The organism is Burkholderia sp. LK4 (genome assembly GCF_001043615.1).
GTDB classification, from domain to species: Bacteria; Pseudomonadota; Gammaproteobacteria; order Burkholderiales; family Burkholderiaceae; genus Burkholderia; species Burkholderia cepacia.
The window spans coordinates 22,343-40,206 of sequence record NZ_LDUL01000017.1 but is presented as its reverse complement, the minus strand read 5'-3'; the positions used below and the strand labels follow the sequence as shown (position 1 = coordinate 40,206).

The window sequence follows — 17,864 nt, the reverse complement described above, 5'->3', positions numbered from 1 at the left end:
CGACATGCTGCACGAAAGCAACTACCTATGACTACGACTCAGGACGATCTCAGCCTGCAGCCACCTGATGCTGCGGGCTTCGAGAAACAGGTCGAGGCGCTCCGTACCAAAAGCGACCATATCGGTTTGCCGGGCATCACGATAGCGATGTGGCCACCCAGGGTATGTTTCCGAGACGACGTGTCGGACTTGCACATGTTCAACGAGCGCTATATCGAGCCGGATTTCTGGCGAGGGCGGTGCTCGTTGGTTCTGTACTTCTGTGCGTTGGTACACCACTTTGTTCTTGCCATAGTTGTCTATGGATTTTTTGATGATTCAGTGGTAGCGAACTTATCTCGACGAAACTATCTTGCAGCTCTACTACCTAGTGTTCTTTTCTATGCATTTTTCTCGCTTTTGTTAGGGTATTTCTTTTGGCTTTGTTTCATCGGAGCCACTTCTCCGTCAACACGATTCAACCGACAAGCACAGCTTTTGCACGTTCCATGGGGAGATCAGATACTGCATCTCCGATGGCGTGACGTCAGGCCGTTCACGGAGATTGGCCAGTCACTCAACGGCCGCTTCCGCCTTAAGCTGTGCTTTCCTCAACCGCGTCGAAAATTCGGTAAAGTATCCAATGAATTCATTCGAAAACGCTATGGTGAACCATTCGATTTAGGTGGTTACTTCGCCTCCAGTGACGGCACAACCTTTTGGGCCAATCTGGATCGACTCGAATTCATCCGTCGCTACATGGAGCACGGCCTTGAGGCGATTCAACCTGATGATCACTTGCGAAGACTCGGCCGCGTACACAAACCGAGCGGCTTTCCAGTAAGCACCCCCAACCCGGATTGGTGGGACTTGTATGTCAGTCGTCCCTTTGTACGCTTGCTCTACTGGTGTGCGACCGGACCGCTGATCGACTGGTGGGTGGCACGCAAGCGGGCCGCCTACCGGTGGCCCGAAGAGGTGGAACGCTTGTGTGCCCCGGATGCGGATTTAAGCGCCTTCGACACGACGCCTGTCAAATCCCGAACGGACGTGTTCTACCGCTATGCCGGTGATCGCGGCTACGAACTGGTCGATGCCAAAGGGCGTCCGATCTCGGTGTCAGTCGTGTCGCGATAGGGGCCACCGAAATCCGGCGTCCAACACAACGGATTTCATTGCTCGGAGCGAGAAGCGGGAAGCATTCCGAGGACCGTGTGCTGAATCGGATGCCTGCCCCGCATGAGGCATCAGCAATCACCGTTAACCGGGAACATGCGCGTCACAGAGAATGCAGACCGAGATAGAGCAGACATCATGCGAATCCCGGCCATGCCTTGTATCGGTGTCACGCCCCGTCAAACCGTCTCCGGCTGCCGCACGGCCTTCGCGACATTCCTTGCCATCGCCCCGTTCGCGACGAAATAGGGCACGTCCACGCGCGCGAGCGGTTGCTTGCCACGAATCTTGTCCGCGATTTTCTCCGCGATCATGATCGTCGGCGCATTGAGGTTGCCGGTCGTGATGATCGGCATGATCGACGCATCGACCACACGCAGCCCTTCCAGCCCGTGCACGCGGCCTGCTTCGTCGACCACCGCCATATCGTCGTAACCCATCTTGCACGAGCACGACGGATGGAACGCGGTTTCCGCGCGGGCCCGCACGAACGCGTCGAGTTCCTTGTCGGTCTTGCAGTCCGCGCCCGGGTTCAGCTCGCGGCCGCGATAGCGGTCGAGCGCCGGCTGCCGCATGATTTCACGCGTCGCGCGGATCGCATCGCGGAACTCGCGCCAGTCGAGCGCTTCGGCCATGTAGTTGAACAGGATGCTCGGATGCTGGTTCGGATCGCGCGAGCGCAGCTTTACGCGGCCGCGGCTCGGCGAGCGCATCGAGCCGACGTGTGCCTGGAAGCCGTGCATCTCGATCGCGTTCGAGCCGTTGTAGTTGATCGCCACCGGCAGGAAGTGGTACTGGATGTTCGGCCACAGGTCGTCGTCGCGCGTGCGGATGAAGCCGCCCGCCTCGAAATGGTTGCTCGCGCCGAGGCCCGTACCGTTCAGCATCCATTCGAGGCCGATCTTCGGCTGGTTCCACCACTTCAGCGCCGGGTACAGCGAAACCGGCTCCTTGCACTCGTACTGGATGTACATCTCCAGGTGATCCTGCAGGTTCTGGCCGACGCCGGGCAGGTCGAGCACGACGGGAATGTCGAGCTCCTTCAGCCACGCGCCGGGGCCGACGCCCGAGCGCTGCAGCAGTTGCGGGGACGCGATCGCGCCGCTGCACACGAGCACTTCGCGGCGCGCATGCGCGGTCGCCCGTTCGTTGCCGCGCAGGTACGTGACGCCCGATGCGCGCTTGCCGTCGAACAGGATGCGGTCGGCGAGCGCATGCGTGACGATCTCGAGGTTCGGCCGTGCACGCGCCTGGTCGAGATAGCCGCGCGCGGTGCTCGCCCGGCGGCCCTTCGGCGTGACGGTGCGGTCCATCGGGCCGAAGCCTTCCTGCTGATAGCCGTTCAGGTCGTCGGTGCGCGGATAACCGGCCTGCACGCCCGCGTCGACCATCGCCTCGAACAGCGGGTTCACGCCCGGCTTGCTGGTCGTGACCGATACCGGGCCGCTGCCGCCGTGATAGTCGTTCGGGCCGACGTCGCGCGTCTCGGCTTTCTTGAAGTACGGCAGGCAGTCGAGATACGTCCAGTTCTCGAGGCCCTTGTGCGTCGACCAGTTGTCGTAGTCGAGCGCGTTGCCGCGGATGTAGCACATCCCGTTGATCAGCGACGAGCCGCCGAGCCCCTTGCCGCGCCCGCATTCCATCCGGCGGTTGTCCATGTGCGGCTCGGGGTCGGTTTCGTACGCCCAGTTGTAGCGGCGGCCCTGCAGCGGATAGGCGAGCGCCGCCGGCATCTGCGTGCGGAAGTCGAAGCGGTAGTCGGGGCCGCCCGCTTCGAGCAGCAGCACCGTCACGTCCGGATCTTCCGTCAGGCGCGTTGCGAGCACGTTGCCCGCGGAACCCGCGCCGCAGATGATGTAGTCGTATTCGCGTGTCGTCATGACGGTCAATCTCCTTTCGTGATCCTTAAAACACCGGGTTGTAGCGGCCGAGCTCGACCTGCACCGACTTGATTCGAGTGTAGTGCTCGAGCGTCGTGATGCCGTTCTCGCGTCCGACACCGGATTGCTTGTATCCGCCAACCGGCATCTCGGCCGGCGATTCGCCCCACGTGTTGATCCAGCAGATGCCGGCTTCGAGGCGATGGATCGTGCGGTGCGCGCGCGACAGGTTCTCCGTCACGACGCCGGCGGCGAGCCCGTAGTGCGTGTCGTTCGCGCGGGCGATCACTTCGTCTTCCGATTCGAAATCGAGGATGCTCATCACCGGCCCGAAGATTTCCTCGCGGACGATCTTCATGTCGTCGCGGCAATCGCCGAACACGGTCGGCGCGACGTACTGGCCGCCGCCGAAGTGGCCGTCCGTCAGGCGCGTGCCGCCCGCGAGCAGCTTCGCGCCTTCGGCCTTGCCGCTTTCGATGAAGCCGAGCACCTTGTCGAGCTGCGCGGCCGATACGAGCGGGCCGAAGTTGGTGTCGGCGTCGGTCGGCTTGCCCACGCGGATGCGCTTCACGCGTTCGAGCACCTTCTGCGTGAACGCGTCCTTGACCGAACGGTGCACGAACACGCGCGTGCCGTTCGTGCAGACCTGGCCCGAGCTGAAGAAGTTGGCGGTGACCGCGATGTCGGCCGCGCGGTCGAGATCCGCATCATCGAACACGATCAGCGGCGACTTGCCGCCGAGCTCCATCGTCACTTCCTTCAGCGACGATGCGCCGGCCAGCGACATCACCTTCTTGCCCGTCTCGACGCCGCCGGTGAACGACACCTTCGCGATGTCCGGATGGCCCGTCAGCAGCGCGCCGACCGAGCCGTCGCCCTGCACGACGTTGAACACGCCGGCCGGCACACCGGCTTCCGTGTAGATCTCCGCGAGCTTCAGCGCGGTGAGCGGCGTGATTTCGCTCGGCTTGAACACCATCGCGTTGCCGGCCGCGAGCGCGGGCGCCGTCTTCCAGCACGCGATCTGGATCGGGTAGTTCCATGCGCCGATGCCCGCGCATACGCCGAGCGGCTCGCGCCGCGTGTAGACGAACGATTCGGCGCGCAGCGGCACCTGCAGCCCTTCGATCGCGGTGGCGAGGCCCGCGTAGTACTCGATCACGTCCGCGCCGGTGACGATGTCGACCGCAAGCGTCTCGGCGATCGGCTTGCCCGTGTCGCGCGTTTCCAGCGCCGCGAGCTCGTCGTTGCGCTCGCGCAGCAGGTCGACCGCGCGGCGCAGGATGCGCGAGCGCTGCATCGCGGTCATCGCGGCCCATTCACGCTGGCCTTCCTGCGCGGATGCAACCGCGCGATCGACGTCGGCCGCGCTGGCCTGCTGCACCTGCGCGAGCAGTTCGCCGGTGGCGGGGTCGAAGGTGTCGAAAGTCTTGCCGCTCGTGGCGTCGACGTAACCGCCACCGATGTAGAGGCGCTGCAAACCGAATACGGACATGAGGATCTCCTTGAGGGCGACTGCGTCGCGCGTCAGTCGGACGCGAGCAGCAGGTCGATGTAATCGTGGGCGAGCTTCAATGCAGCCCGGGTGTCGATCGGGCCGCCGGCGAGTGCGCCGCGCAGCCACAGGCCGTCGATCAGCGCGGCGAGGCCGCTGGCGGCCTCGCGCGCTTGCGTACGCGGCAACGCCTTCGCGAATTCCGCGCACAGGTTCGAATGGAGGCGCCGCGTGTTGACGTGCTGCAGGCGCTTGAGCATCGGGTCGTGCATGCTCTGCGACCAGAACGCGAGCCACGTCTTCATGACGGGGGCGCTCACCTGTGTGTCGTCGAAGTTCGCGGCGACGATCGCGCGCAGCCGCGAGCGCGGGTCCTTGCGTGCCGCCACGCGGCGGCGCGTGGTGGCCGACCACAGGTCGCGCAGCACGTGCCGCATCGTCGCTTCGAGCAGGCCGTCCTTGTCGCCGAAGTAGTGGCTGACGATACCCGTCGAGATGTTCGCGCGCTGCGCGACGGACGCGAGCGTCGTGCCGGGCAGGCCCGCTTCGTCGATCGAACGCAGCGTGGCGTCGATCAACTGTGCGCGGCGAATCTCCCGCATTCCGACTTTCGGCATCGCGACTCCCTTCGCCCGGACGGGCCGTCCATGGAAGTCGAGAGCTTAGCGGTTTTTTATTGATCGTTCAATCAACAAAAAATCGGGGTCTGACGGTGACGACGGGGGCCGGGCAGACGAAAGAGCAGTCGATCGTGCGTTGTGCAGGTGCGGAAAAATAATCGAAAGATGGTTAAGAAAACAGAAGTTTGTTTAAAACGCTTTCTGAAGTCGGCAATCAATCCGGTTAATCGTTGCGGGTGTCGAAGCGATTACGGAATGAAAGAATATTGAGCTATGTGATATTCGGTGAAATATCGAAGTCGGACGAAGAAACGACGTCACGATTCATTCATGAAAATCCGTTTGAAATAAGTGAATGAAACGGATCAAGTTATTGATTTGCAATGAATAATGCATGGTAAGGCGGGCTTGGGCCGGCGCTCCGCAAACGATTGCGGTCACCCTCGAAAGGATTCCGCTTACCATAAAAAATGACGGAATAATTTGAAGCGGCGGTATTTCCTGACAGAGTAGAGGGTATCGTTGGAATGACTTGAGTCAGTAATATTGTCCGTATTAGTATGGCGCCGCACTACGAGGAATGAATCGATGCCGCCGGTATTGCCGCGGTGCATTGGCCAACCGCGCGATTCGGATTGCGCGCGAAAACCGGCGCAGCCATTGCGCACCTGCAGCATGCCGCGACGTCGAGACGCCGCATCCACCGGAGAACGACGATGCTGACCGAAAAACACGTGGTCCCGCTACCGAATGGTCTGAAGGTCTACGTCGAACGGAACGTGTTCGACCCGGCGTTCGACACGGCGATGCTCGTCAACGGCGCGCTCGCGACGACCGCGTCGTTCGGGCAGACCGTCCAGTATCTCGGCGAGCGGATGAACACGATCTGCTTCGACCTGCCGTACGCGGGGCAGTCGCGCCAGCACAACCCGGGCTGCTTCATCCTGACGAAAGACGACGAAGCCGCGATCCTGCAGTATCTGGTCGAGCGTTTCGCGCCGGCCTACCTCGTGTCGGTGTCGTGGGGCGGCGTGGCGTCGCTGTTCGCGCTCGCGCGCGGCTGCCCGAGCGTGCGGCGCGCGGCGATCTGCTCGTTCTCGCCGTTCCTGAACGACGCGATGGTCGACTACGTGACGCGCGCCCGCGACCACATCGCGGCTGGCGAGAACCTGAAGGCCGCGCAGTTGCTGAACGACACCGTCGGCCGTTATCTGCCGCGCATCATGAAGCTGTACAACTACCGCTATCTCACGCGCCTGCCGCGCGACGAGCAGGACCAGGTCGCGTTCCACGTCGACCAGATCCTGTCGCTGCAGCCCGAGCGCTACCTCAGCGAGTTCTCGAACATCGGCTGCGAGCTGCTGTTCCTGAACGGCGAGCGTGACGAATACACGACGCCCGCCGACGTGCGCCAGCTCGGCGCGCACGTGCCGCGCGCGCGGTTCGCGACGGTGCCGGACGCCGGCCACTTCCTCGACATCGAAGGCCGCGCGCAGCGCGAATACACGCGTGCGGCGCTGCTCGACTTTTTCTGTGGCGAGTCGTCGCTCGCCTCCGGCATCGCGCTCGCCGCCGCGCAGGCGTGCGTGCCCGCGCCGATGCACGCGCTGTCGTCGTGACGCCGCGCGCCGTGCGTCCGGTACGCAACGCGCATCCGAATTCCCATCCCAACGAGGCAGGCCAGCCGTGAATATCGTTCAGACCATCGCCATCGTCGTTCCGTGGGCCGCGTGGCTCGCCTACTGGATCGCCACTTCGCAAGGCGTGAAGGCGACCGTGCGCAAGGAAGCGTCGCGCTCGCGCACGCTGCAGTCGATTCCGCTGATCGTCGGCGGCGCGCTGATCATCCTGCCCGATCCGTCGTGGCAGGCACTCGTGCCCGACTGGCAGCGCTTCGGCCTGCAGGCGCAGTGCGGGCTCGCGGTGCTGGTCGCGGGCCTGCTGTTCTCGGTGTGGGCGCGGTTGCATCTCGGCACGAACTGGAGCGTGTCGGTCACGCTGAAGGAAGACCATGAACTCGTGCGCACCGGGCCGTACGCGCTCGTGCGTCACCCGATCTATACGGGCTGCCTGATCGCGCTCGCCGGTGCCGCGCTGATCGGCGGCGAATGGCGCGGCGCGATCGGCGTGCTGCTCGTGTTCGCGTCGCTCGCGTACAAGGTGCGTGTCGAGGAAAGCTGGCTGACCGGGTATTTCGGGCCGGCATACACGCAGTACCGCCGCGAGGTCGCGGCGCTGATTCCCGGCTTCTACTGATCCCCGCGAGGCGCGCGATGGCGAAGATGATCGTGACCGCGATCGGCTCGGCGGGCGACGTGCATCCGCTGCTCGGCGTCGCGCGCACGCTCGCGGCGCGCGGTCACGACGTCGTGTTCTGCACGCACGCGCCGTTCGAGGCGCCCGTGCGCCATTGCGGATTCGAATTCGTGCCGATCGGCACCGCGGCCGAATACGAGGCCGCGATGGCGAACCCCGCGCTGTGGGATTCGCGCACGTCGTTTCGCACGCTGTGGCAGGTGATCGCACCGACGCTGCGCCCGCACTACGACGCGCTGCGTGCACTGGCCGACGGCGACACGGTGCTCGTCGGCACGCTGTGGGCGTTCTCCGCGCGCTTCATGCAGGAGCTGCACGGCACGCCGTATGTGTCGGTGCAGGTGTCGCCGTCGACGCTGCTGTCCGCGCATGCGCCGCCGACCCACCCGCGCCTGACGATACCCGCGCGTTGGCCGCTGCCCGTGAAGACGGCGCTGATGACGCTGATCGAGCGCCAGGTGCTCGATCGCACATGCGGCCCCGCGCTCAACGCGGTGCGCCGCGAGCTCGGGCTCGCGCCCGCGCGGCGCGTACTGGGCCGCTGGCTGCATTCCACCGACGGCGTGCTGTGCCTGTTTCCCGGCTGGTTCGCGCCGCCGCAGCCGGACTGGCCGTCGAATCATCTGCAAAGCGGTTTTCCGCTGTTCAACGATATCGCGGTGCCTGACGACGATGCGGAACTCGATGCGTTTCTTGCGGCCGGCGAGCCACCCGTCGTGTTCACGGCCGGCTCGACGCTCGTCGATCACGCGGCGTATGCGCGCGCGGTGGCGGACGCGCTGCGCGCGACCGGCGCGCGCGGGATCCTGCTGACGCCGCACGATGCGGCGCCGGACGGCAACCGGTTGCTGGTGCGCCGCTTCGTGCCGATGCGCACGCTGCTGCCGCGCTGCCGCGCGCTCGTGCATCACGGCGGGATCGGCACGGCGGCGCTCGCGTTCGAAGCCGGGATCGTCCAGGTCGTCACGCCGTTCGCGCACGACCAGTTCGACAACGCGCAACGCGTCGTGGCGAGCGGCTGCGGCGTGCGCGTAGACGGCCCGATCGACGGCGCGCGTCTCGGCGCGGCGCTTGCGCACGTGCTCGACGAACCCGCGTTCGCGGTGCATGCGGAGCGCGCCCGTGCGCTGCTCGCCGCCGCGCCGGACGGCTGTCGTGCGGCCGCCGATTTCATCGAACGGTTCGCGCCGAAGCGCACGCGGGCGACCGCGCGGGCCGCTGTCGCGGCGGCCGGCGCATGAGCACCGCGTCGCCGCTTCAAGGCGAGCCCGTCGCGGCGTCCGCGTTCGATGCGCCGGCCCCGGCGTCGGAACCGTCCGCGCAGCCGGTGCGCGGCATTCGGCTCGCGCTGCTGACGTTCGCGCTGTCGCTCGCGACCTTCATCGAGGTGCTCGACTCGACCGTGACGAACGTCGCGGTGCCGGCCATTTCCGGCAGTCTCGGCGTCTCGAACAGCCAGGGCACGTGGGTGATCAGTTCGTATTCGGTCGCGGCCGCGATCGCGGTGCCGCTGACGGGCTGGCTCGCGCGCCGCGTCGGCGAGCTGCGGCTGTTCGTCGGCGCGGTGCTGCTGTTCACGCTGACGTCGCTGCTGTGCGGGCTCGCGCGCGACCTGCACGTGCTCGTGATCTGCCGCGCGCTGCAGGGGCTGTGCTCGGGGCCGATGGTGCCGCTGTCGCAGACGATCCTGCTGCGCACGTTCCCGCCGGACAAGCGCACGATCGCGCTCGCGCTGTGGGCGATGACGGTGCTGCTCGCGCCGATCTTCGGGCCGGTGGTCGGCGGCTGGATCGTCGACAACTTCTCGTGGCCGTGGATCTTCCTGATCAACCTGCCGATCGGGCTGTTCTCGTTCGCGGTCTGCACCGCGATGCTGCGCCCCGACGCGCAACGCGGCACGGCCGGCCCGATCGACGTGCCGGGCATCGTGCTGCTCGTGATCGGCGTCGGCTCGCTGCAGGCGATGCTCGATCTCGGCCATGATCGCGGCTGGTTCGGTTCACCGCTGATCGTCACGCTGGCGGTGGTCGCGGGGCTCGCGATCGTGTCGCTGCTGATCTGGGAGGCGGGCGAGGCGCATCCCGTCGTCGACCTGAGCCTGTTCCGAGATCGCACGTTCTCGTTCTGCGTGTTGATCATCTCGCTCGGGATGATGAGCTTCTCGGTGGTCGGCGTCGTGTTTCCGCTGTGGATGCAGGCCGTGATGGGCTACAACGCGTTTCACGCGGGGCTCGCGACGGCGTCGCTCGGCGTGCTCGCGCTGGTGTTCTCGATCCTCGTCGGGCTGCACGCGCATCGCTTCGACGCGCGCGTGCTCGCGACCTTCGGCTTCCTCGTGTTCGCTGCCGTGCTCGCGTGGGATGCGCATTTCACGCTGAAGATGACGTTCGCGCAGATCGCCGCGCCCGGGTTGATCCAGGGGATCGGGCTGCCGTGCTTCTTCATTCCGCTGACGGCCGCGACGCTGTCGCGCATTCCGGACGACCGGCTTGCCGCCGCGTCGAGCCTGTCGAACTTCCTGCGCACGCTGTCGGCCGCGTTCGGCACCGCGATGAGCGTGACGCTGTGGGACAACCGCGCGACCTATCACTACGACGTCGTGTCGCAATCCGTCACGCACGCATCGGCGAACACGCAGCGTTTCGTGCACACGCTGAACGCGATGGGCGTGGACGGCGTGCGCGAGCTGACGACGCTGCACCAGGTCGTGATGCAGCAGGCCTACATGATGGCGACCAACGACATGTTCTGGATGGCGAGCATGACGTGTCTCGCACTCGCGGCGATGATGTGGCTGACGCGGCCGAAGCGTGGCGCGGCCGCGTCGTTCGGGCATTGAGGAGAGGAACATGACGACACTCGGCGCACTCGTGATCCTGTATCACCCGAGCGACGCGCAGCTCGACGCGCTCGGCACCTGGCGGCACGCGTGCGACGCGCTGCTCGTCGTCGACAACACGCCGCAGCCCGATGCGCGGGCGCGCGCGCTGTGCGCGCGCGAGGGCATCGCGCTGCTGCATCACGGCAATCGCGGTGGCATTGCCGGCGCGTACAACGCGGGCCTCGCGGCGCTGTTTCGCGACCGCGTCGACGCCGTCGCGCTGTTCGACCAGGATTCGTCCGTGCCCGCCGCGTATTTCCCCGCGATGCGCGACGTCTGCGCAGGGCTCGCGGGGCGTGCGTTCCTGGCCGGCCCGCGCATTTTCGACGAGAACGCGCGCAGTTTCCTGCCCGAACTCTCGACCAACGGGATCGGGCTGCGCCGCTTGCGCATCGAGCCGGGCGCGCCGCTGCAGCGTTGCGCGTTCCTGATTTCGTCGGGCTGCGTCGTGTCGCGCGATGCGTTCGACGTGCTCGGCCGCTTCGACGAGACGCTGTTCATCGATCACGTCGACACCGAGTACAGCTTTCGCGCACTGGCGCGCAACGTGCCGCTTTATGTCGTGCCGTCGCTGGTGCTGCCGCACCGGATCGGCGCGAAGCAGCGCCACGCGATCGGCCCGTTCGAAATGACGTCGATGAATCACTCGTGGCAACGGCGCTACTACAGCGCACGCAATGCGGTGCAGCTCGGGATGCAGTACGGGCTGCGCTTTCCGGTGGCGATCGTGCCGAACCTGCTGACGGTGTGGCAGGTCGTGCAGATCGCGCTCGTCGAACGCGACAAGCGCGCGAAGCTCGCCGGCATCCTGTTCGGCATCGCGGACGGCCTGTTCGGCCGGCTCGGCCCGCTCGAGCGCACGCGGCCGCGGCTGGCCGAGCGTGCGCGGCGCGTCGAGCAGCGCATTCAGCAGGGGTGAGGAGCGAGATGCGGCGGGTGAAACAAGCGGCGGGTTGGGCGCATCGCATGAAGGGCGGCGCGGCGATCGGTGCCGCGGCGGTGTCGCTGGCATTGGGCGGATGCGTGCCGACGGGCTTCCTGCCGTCGCTGTCGTTGCACGTGCCGGCCGACGATGCGCTCGCGCAGACGGCCGGCCCCGGCGTGAACGGCGCATGGCCCGCGCCTGACTGGGTGAAGCAGTTGCAGGATCCGCAGCTCGACGCGCTGGTCGCCGAGGCGTCGCAGAACAACCCCGACCTGCAGGTTGCGCAGGCGCGGCTGCGGATCGCGCAGGCGCAGCTTCAGCAGTTCGATTCGTTGACGGGGCTGACGGGCACGGCCGGCGCAACGGTCAGCCGCGCACGGATGCCGAAGCCGGGCGACGACGTCGCCAACGTGTCGGTCGGCGGCTACCGCGTGCCGGTCGAGATCTTCGGCGATCCGAACGTATCGCCGTCGTCGGTGTTCGTCGGGCTCAACTACCAGCTCGATCTGTGGGGCAAGAACCGCGCCGCGACGAAGAGCCTGATGTCGCTGCGTGAAGCGGCGCGGGTCGAGGCCGAGCAGGTGCGGCTCACGCTGGCGGTCGCGATCGTCACCGTGTACTGCCAGCTCGACCAGGCGTACGCGATGCAGGAACTGCTGCAGCAGAAGCTGAAGGTGAGCCAGCGCGTGACGACCGTGCTGCGCGAGCGCACCGCGCGCGGGCTCGACAACGCATACGACGCGAGCGATGCCTCGATCAAGCGCAGCAAGCTGCTCGCGCAGATCGCGCAGAACGACGAGCAGATCAAGCTCGCGCAACTGCAGCTCGGCGTGCTGTCGGGCCGCGGCCCGGAGCGCGGGCTCGCGCTGCAGCGGCCGCGCGTCGGCGCATTTGCCGGCGGCGTGCTGCCCGCGCGGCTGCCGGCCGGTCTCCTCGGCCGCCGGCCCGACATCGTCGCCGCGCGGTTGCGCGTCGAAGCCGCGTTCGCGAATGCCGATTCGACGCGCGCGCAGTTCTATCCGGACGTGAACCTCGTCGCGCTCGGCGGCGTGTTCGCGCTGACGCCCGCGTCGCTGTTCTCGCGCGACGCGCTCGCCGGTTCGGTCGGCCCGGCGATCTCGCTGCCGGTCTTCGATCGCGGCCGGCTGAAGGCGAAGCTCGGGGCGGACGTCGCGCAGGCCGACGTGGCGATCGGGCTGTACAACAAGACCGTCGACGATGCGCTCGGGCAGGTCGCGCAGCTCGTCACGTCGCTGCAGACGTCGCAGACGCTCGTCGCGCAACAGCAGGATGCGGTCGCGGCCGCGCAAAAGATCGTGCAGATCGCGACCGACCGCCATCGGCGCGGTGTGCTGATGCAGAAGGACGTGGATGTCGCGGATCTCACGCTGATCGACGAGCGCGCGCAGTTGATCGCGCTGCTCGGCCGGCAGCGCACGCTGCGTGTCGGGCTGGTCGGTGCGTTGGGCGGCGGGTTCGATGCGGGCGCGATGGTCGCGCAGGCGCCGGCCGCGCATCGCGCGCGTAGCGGGGCGGCGAAACGAGGTGCGTCGACCGTCGCACCGGCAGCGCCCGCAGCACGCGCGATGGCGGCTGCGACCGCCACGACCGCATCCGCCGCGAACGCGGGCACATCGGCGGCAGGGCCGTCGGCCGATGCGCGTGCGCGGAGCGTGGCCGTCCCGCAGGTCGTCGCCGCATCGGATACCGGTGCCGCACGACGCGACGACGCGGCACGCACGCCGGCCGTCGGCGCGACGCCTCGCGGCACCGCCGTTCCCGCGCGCACGGCGGCTGCGACTCCGGCACCGAGCCAGTCGGTCATGCCGCCGATCCCCCTGTTCCAGCACGATCGTCTGATCGTTACGCAAAGCGACTGATGCACCACGACAACCTACATACCGCCGCGCCGCCGGCCGCACTGAACGATCCGGCACTCGACGCGCGCCGCGCGACGCGTCGCAAGCGCTTCATCGTGTTCTTCGCGGTCGTGCTGGTGGCCGCGCTTGCATGGATCGCATACTGGTTGCTGAGCGATCGTTATTACGAAGACACCGACGACGCGTACGTGGCCGGCAGCATCGTGCAGGTCGCCGCGCAGATCCCGGGATCGGTGACCGATGTCGTGGTCGCCGATACGCAGGCCGTGCGCGCCGGCCAGACGCTCGTGAAGCTCGATGACACCGAGGCGTCCGTTGCGTTCGCGCAGGCGAAGGCGCAGCTCGCACAGGCCGTGCGGCAGGTCGCGAACGCGAAGATCTCGAACACGATGTACGTCGAGGCCGTGAACGCGCGGCGCGCCGACCTGTCGCTCGCGCAGCGTGCGTTTGCCGCGCGCTCCGGCGCATCGGTCGAGATCGTCGCCCCCGAGGAACTCGCACGTGCACGGGCGGCGGTCGCCGGTGCGCAGGCGAATCTCGCGGCCGCGCAGGCGCAGCTCGACGCGGCGCGCGCGCTCGGCACCAGGCTGCCCGTCGACGAAAACCCGGCCGTCGTGCAGGCGGCCGCGCAGTTCAAGCTCGCGTACCGCAACCTGAAGCGCACGACGATCGTCGCGCCCGTCGACGGCACGATCGGGCAGCGTTCGGTGCAGGTCGGCCAGCAGGTCGGGCCCGGCGTGCCGCTGATGTCGATCGTGCAGCTCAACCAGCTGTGGATCGAGGCGAACTTCAAGGAAGGGCAGATTCGCCACATGCGCATCGGGCAGCCGGTCGAGGTCGTGTCGGATCTCTACGGCTCGCGCGTGACCTATCGCGGCCGTGTGCAGGGCTTCTCGGCGGGTACGGGCAGCGCGTTCTCGATGCTGCCGTCGCAGAACGCGGCCGGCAACTGGATCAAGGTCGTGCAGCGCGTGCCGGTCGTCATTGCGCTCGAGCCGCGCGATCTCGCCGCGCATCCGCTGCGCGTCGGGCTGTCGATGCGCGCAACGGTCGACACGCACGACCGCAACGGCCATGCGCTCGACAGCGAGCCGCCGACGCCGGCCGTCAGCACGCGCGTGCACGACGGGGTGGCGAGCGACGCGGAAGCGGCGGCGGCCGCGATCATTCGCGAGAATCAGGGCGGGTAGCGCCTGCCCGGAAGAGGGGCGGCCGATCGCGACGACCGACCCGCCTCGGTGCGTCACGCCGCCCGCGAAACCTTTCCATCGGTTCCCGCCCGACTTTCGTATTTCCGCCATCGATGTCGGCGTCGTTCAAACGCGTGTCGCGTTTGAGACATCGGCGCCCCTGCCTCCGGGACTACTCTCGAACAGCACGTTGCGCGTGCGCCGGATGGCGCCGGCGCGCCGCGGCGCCACCAACGAGACATGGAGACAATACGATGAGCAGCAATCGAGGTGTCGTCTATCTTGGACCGGGCCAGGTCGAAGTCCAGAAAATCGATTATCCGAAGATGGTCGATCCGAGCGGCCGCGCGATCGGCCACGGTGTGATCCTGAAAGTGGTCAGCACGAACATCTGCGGTTCCGACCAGCACATGGTGCGCGGCCGCACGACCGCGCCGGTCGGCCTCGTGCTCGGTCACGAAATCACGGGCGAGGTGGTCGAGATCGGCCGCGACGTCGAAACGCTGAAGCTCGGCGATCTCGTGTCGGTGCCGTTCAACGTCGCTTGCGGCCGCTGCGCGATGTGCAAGGACACGCATACGGGCGTGTGCCTGAACGTGAACCCGTCGCGTGCCGGCGGCGCCTATGGCTACGTCGACATGGGCGGCTGGATCGGCGGCCAGGCCGAGTACGTGCTCGTGCCGTATGCCGATTTCAACCTGCTGAAATTCCCCGACCGCGACCAGGCGATGGCGAAGATCCGCGACCTGACCTGCCTGTCCGACATTCTGCCGACCGGCTATCACGGCGCGGTGAGCGCGGGCGTGAAGCCGGGCTCGACGGTCTATATCGCGGGCGCGGGCCCGGTCGGGATGGCGGCGGCCGCATCGGCACGCCTGCTCGGCGCGGCCGTGACGATCGTCGGCGACATGAACGCGGAACGCCTCGCGCACGCGAAGGCGATGGGTTTCGAGACGGTCGACCTGTCGAAGGACGCGTCGCTCGGCGAGCAGATCGAGCAGATTCTCGGCGTGCCCGAGATCGACTGCGCGGTCGACTGCGTCGGCTTCGAGGCGCACGGCCACGGCTCGTCGGGCCACGCTGAAGAGGCACCGGCCACGGTGCTGAACTCGCTGATGGAAATCACGCGGCCGGCCGGCGCGATCGGCATCCCGGGCCTGTACGTGACGGACGATCCGGGCGCGAAGGACAAGGCCGCGCAGCACGGCAGCCTGAGCATCCGTTTCGGCCTCGGCTGGGCGAAGTCGCACTCGTTCTTCACGGGGCAGACGCCGGTGCTGAAGTACAACCGCAACCTGATGCAGGCGATCCTGTTCGACCGGCTGCCGATCGCAAAGATCGTCAACGTCGAAGTGATTTCGCTCGATCAGGCGCCGGAAGGCTACAAGAAGTTCGACGGCGGCGCGCCGCGCAAATTCGTCATCGACCCGCACGGGTTGCTGGCCGCGTGATGCGCTAGCGTCCGACGCGCGCAGCGCGTCACGCAAAACGGGCGGCACCGGAAACGGGTCGCCCGTTTTTGCTGAGGAAGCACAGAGAAGGGCAGGTTGCGCGTGGGTATCGCGCGGGCCGGAACGCTTGCGCACCACCGATCCCGGCCGCACGGAATTGCTGCGATAATCGTCGCCCGTTCCCGACCCATCGCCGCCGCCGCCCGGCGCCGCATCCACGAATGGCCAAGTCACTTCCCCTCGCCGCGTTGCACACGTTCGTCGAAGTGGCGCGCTGCGGCAGCATGAAGCAGGCGGCCGACCAGCTCTGCATTTCGCCGGGCGCCGTCAGCCAGCACGTCCGCAATCTCGAGGATCGCCTCGCCGTGCGCCTGTTCGAGCGCACCGGCCGCGAGCTCGAGCTGACCGGCACGGGCCGCGCGCTGTTCGATCAGCTCGCCGGCGGCTTCAACGAGATCGAGGCCGCATGGGCGAACGTGCACGGTGCCCATCGGCGCATCGTCCGACTCGCCGTGACGACCACCGCCTCCTTCGCGAACACGTGGCTCGTGCAGCGCCTCGGCGCGTTCAATGCCGCATACCCCGAAATCGAAATCACCGTCGAAACACGCGCGCAACTGGTCGACCTGCGTCGCGACTATGTCGACGTCGCGATCCGGCACGGGTTGGGCCATTATCCCGGGCACGCATCGTTCCGCATCTGGACACCCGAGCTGTGGCCCGTCTGCAGCCCGCAACTGCTCGATCCCGCCCGCCCGATCGCCACGCCCGCCGACTGCCTGTCGTATCCGCTGCTGCAGGACGCGGACCGCGCCGACTGGGCGCTGTGGCTGCGCGCGCAGGGAATCGAGGATGCCCGTGCGCCGCGCGGCGCGAGCTTCAGCGAGGATGCGCTGCTGATCAAGGCGGCGGTCGCCGGGCAGGGCATGGCGCTGGTGCGCGACATCTATGCGCGGGACGAAGTCGCGGCCGGCCGGCTGGTGCGCGTGCTCGCGCGGCCCTGGCCGACCGAACTGTCCTATTACGTCGTGTGCAGCGAAGCGCGCCGGCACGAGTGGAAGATCGCCGCGTTCCGCGACTGGCTCGCGAGCGAGATCGGCAGTGGCGACGACGGCCCGCGCGATCTACTGGCGTGACCCGCGCACGGCGGCGGTTGCGAACCCCTTGAGCTTGCCGGTCGCGAGCGCGGTGCCGAGCAGGATGATCGCGCAGCCGGCGACCGTCTGCACGGTGATCGTCTCGTGCAGGAAGATCGCGCCCCATACGACACCGAAGATCGGGATCAGGAACGTGACCGACGCCGCATATTGCGCGCCCGCGTTGCGGATCAGCCCGAAATACAGCAGATAGGCGACGGCCGTGCAGATCGCGCCGAGCAGCACCACCGCGATCCATGCGGACACGTGAACGGGGCCGTGCGGCCACATCGGCAGCGCGAGCGGCACGAGTGCGACCGCCGCGAACAACTGGCTGCCGAACGCCGACACGAACGGCCTGACATTCGCCAGCTTGCGCTTCGAGTAATGCGCGGCGAACCCGTACGACAGCGTCGCGAGCATCGCGGCGGCGATCGCGCGCGGTGCGCCGGGCGTGCCGGCGCCGACCGCGGAACCGGCGAGCACGACGACACCGGCAAAGCCCAGCGCGAGGCCGATCGCCTGGGGTCTCGTCAGCGGTGTACGCAGCCATGCGAATGCGACGATCGCGGTCCACAACGGCGTCGTCGCATTCAGGATCGAATCGGTGCCGGCCGTCACGAACAGCGCCGCGTAGGTCAGCAGGCAGAACGGCAGCGCCGAGTTCGCGATGCCGACGACGAACAGCGGCACGAGGTGCGAGCGGAATTCCTGTCGCGCTTGCGCGTTGCGCAGCACCGGCGACAACAGCACGGCCGCGATCGCGACGCGCAGCGCGATCAGCGGAACCACGCCGAATTCCGGCGCACCCATGCGCATGAACAGGAAGGACGCGCCCCAGATGGCAGCAAGGGTCACGAGCTGTAGTGCATTCATCGACGGCTCCGTTCGGTGGATCGGGTGAGCGGCCGGAACGCGATACGCGCCGGCGCGGG

The 17,864-nt window shown here is 67.2% G+C and carries 14 protein-coding genes; 10 read left to right on the top strand and 4 right to left on the bottom strand.

All coding sequences use genetic code 11. The annotated features are described in order from the left end of the window. Positions 1–27: 27 nt before the first annotated feature. Positions 28–1,116 carry a hypothetical protein gene (locus VK92_RS41620; protein WP_131723345.1) on the top strand — a complete coding sequence of 363 codons (1,089 nt, stop codon included), beginning with the start codon at positions 28–30 and terminating at the stop codon, positions 1,114–1,116. A gap of 218 nt (positions 1,117–1,334) precedes the next feature. On the opposite strand, the gene betA is transcribed toward VK92_RS41620, so the two are convergent. From betA to betI, 3 genes are read right to left on the bottom strand one after another with little or no spacing between them, the layout of a single operon-like run. Beyond that, a complete protein-coding gene (gene betA, locus VK92_RS09655; RefSeq protein ID WP_021160331.1) occupies positions 1,335–3,035 on the bottom strand; it encodes a choline dehydrogenase in 1,701 nt (566 codons plus the stop codon). A 25-nt stretch (positions 3,036–3,060) separates the two neighbouring features. Then, complete coding sequence (betB, locus tag VK92_RS09650) at positions 3,061–4,530, bottom strand: betaine-aldehyde dehydrogenase (RefSeq protein WP_048026417.1); 1,470 nt, start codon at positions 4,528–4,530, stop codon at positions 3,061–3,063. A gap of 32 nt (positions 4,531–4,562) precedes the next feature. After that, positions 4,563–5,147, bottom strand: a complete 585-nt coding sequence (gene betI / locus VK92_RS09645) for a transcriptional regulator BetI (RefSeq protein ID WP_021160333.1) — start codon at positions 5,145–5,147, stop codon at positions 4,563–4,565. A 719-nt stretch (positions 5,148–5,866) separates the two neighbouring features. Here betI and VK92_RS09640 point away from each other — a divergent pair. The 9 genes from VK92_RS09640 to VK92_RS09600 all read left to right on the top strand — a co-directional run bounded on the left by VK92_RS09640 (position 5,867) and on the right by VK92_RS09600 (position 16,929). Further along, entirely contained in the window at positions 5,867–6,769 is a 903-nt protein-coding gene (locus tag VK92_RS09640) for an alpha/beta fold hydrolase (protein WP_042975590.1), read from the top strand. A 67-nt stretch (positions 6,770–6,836) separates the two neighbouring features. Next, positions 6,837–7,406 carry a methyltransferase family protein gene (locus tag VK92_RS09635; RefSeq protein WP_021160336.1) on the top strand — a complete coding sequence of 190 codons (570 nt, stop codon included), beginning with the start codon at positions 6,837–6,839 and terminating at the stop codon, positions 7,404–7,406. A gap of 17 nt (positions 7,407–7,423) precedes the next feature. Continuing rightward, a complete protein-coding gene (locus VK92_RS09630) occupies positions 7,424–8,707 on the top strand; it encodes a glycosyltransferase (RefSeq protein WP_048026420.1) in 1,284 nt (427 codons plus the stop codon). Further along, positions 8,704–10,305, top strand: a complete 1,602-nt coding sequence (locus VK92_RS09625) for a DHA2 family efflux MFS transporter permease subunit (RefSeq protein WP_048026422.1) — start codon at positions 8,704–8,706, stop codon at positions 10,303–10,305. The genes VK92_RS09630 and VK92_RS09625 overlap by 4 nt, the downstream gene beginning before the upstream one ends. 10 nt (positions 10,306–10,315) lie before the next feature. After that, entirely contained in the window at positions 10,316–11,266 is a 951-nt protein-coding gene (locus VK92_RS09620; RefSeq protein ID WP_048026423.1) for a glycosyltransferase family 2 protein, read from the top strand. Between the two features lie 8 nt (positions 11,267–11,274). Next, positions 11,275–13,152 (top strand): efflux transporter outer membrane subunit, encoded by a 1,878-nt coding sequence (locus tag VK92_RS09615; protein WP_048026425.1) that lies wholly within the window; start codon positions 11,275–11,277, stop codon positions 13,150–13,152. Then, positions 13,152–14,342: an HlyD family secretion protein gene (locus VK92_RS09610; RefSeq protein ID WP_021160621.1), complete on the top strand. Its 1,191-nt coding sequence runs from the start codon at positions 13,152–13,154 to the stop codon at positions 14,340–14,342. The genes VK92_RS09615 and VK92_RS09610 overlap by 1 nt, the downstream gene beginning before the upstream one ends. 254 nt (positions 14,343–14,596) lie before the next feature. Next, on the top strand, positions 14,597–15,793 hold the full coding sequence (gene fdhA / locus VK92_RS09605; protein ID WP_027789739.1) for a formaldehyde dehydrogenase, glutathione-independent: 1,197 nt from the start codon (positions 14,597–14,599) through the stop codon (positions 15,791–15,793). A 221-nt stretch (positions 15,794–16,014) separates the two neighbouring features. Next, complete coding sequence (locus VK92_RS09600) at positions 16,015–16,929, top strand: LysR substrate-binding domain-containing protein (RefSeq protein WP_048026426.1); 915 nt, start codon at positions 16,015–16,017, stop codon at positions 16,927–16,929. Here VK92_RS09600 and VK92_RS09595 read toward each other — a convergent pair. Further along, on the bottom strand, positions 16,918–17,805 hold the full coding sequence (locus tag VK92_RS09595; protein WP_048026451.1) for a DMT family transporter: 888 nt from the start codon (positions 17,803–17,805) through the stop codon (positions 16,918–16,920). The genes VK92_RS09600 and VK92_RS09595 overlap by 12 nt on opposite strands. Positions 17,806–17,864 lie beyond the last annotated feature (59 nt).

What these genes read in the sequence shown, in the direction of transcription:
- VK92_RS09610 (WP_021160621.1), top strand. Translation starts at nt 13,152, where the DNA reads ATGCACCACGACAACCTACATACCGCCGCGCCGCCGGCCGCACTGAAC.
- betI (WP_021160333.1), bottom strand. Translation starts at nt 5,147, where the DNA reads ATGCCGAAAGTCGGAATGCGGGAGATTCGCCGCGCACAGTTGATCGAC.
- betA (WP_021160331.1), bottom strand. Translation starts at nt 3,035, where the DNA reads ATGACGACACGCGAATACGACTACATCATCTGCGGCGCGGGTTCCGCG.
- VK92_RS09620 (WP_048026423.1), top strand. Translation starts at nt 10,316, where the DNA reads ATGACGACACTCGGCGCACTCGTGATCCTGTATCACCCGAGCGACGCG.
- betB (WP_048026417.1), bottom strand. Translation starts at nt 4,530, where the DNA reads ATGTCCGTATTCGGTTTGCAGCGCCTCTACATCGGTGGCGGTTACGTC.
- VK92_RS41620 (WP_131723345.1), top strand. Translation starts at nt 28, where the DNA reads ATGACTACGACTCAGGACGATCTCAGCCTGCAGCCACCTGATGCTGCG.
- VK92_RS09640 (WP_042975590.1), top strand. Translation starts at nt 5,867, where the DNA reads ATGCTGACCGAAAAACACGTGGTCCCGCTACCGAATGGTCTGAAGGTC.
- VK92_RS09595 (WP_048026451.1), bottom strand. Translation starts at nt 17,805, where the DNA reads ATGAATGCACTACAGCTCGTGACCCTTGCTGCCATCTGGGGCGCGTCC.
- VK92_RS09630 (WP_048026420.1), top strand. Translation starts at nt 7,424, where the DNA reads ATGGCGAAGATGATCGTGACCGCGATCGGCTCGGCGGGCGACGTGCAT.
- VK92_RS09600 (WP_048026426.1), top strand. Translation starts at nt 16,015, where the DNA reads ATGGCCAAGTCACTTCCCCTCGCCGCGTTGCACACGTTCGTCGAAGTG.
- VK92_RS09615 (WP_048026425.1), top strand. Translation starts at nt 11,275, where the DNA reads ATGCGGCGGGTGAAACAAGCGGCGGGTTGGGCGCATCGCATGAAGGGC.
- VK92_RS09625 (WP_048026422.1), top strand. Translation starts at nt 8,704, where the DNA reads ATGAGCACCGCGTCGCCGCTTCAAGGCGAGCCCGTCGCGGCGTCCGCG.
- fdhA (WP_027789739.1), top strand. Translation starts at nt 14,597, where the DNA reads ATGAGCAGCAATCGAGGTGTCGTCTATCTTGGACCGGGCCAGGTCGAA.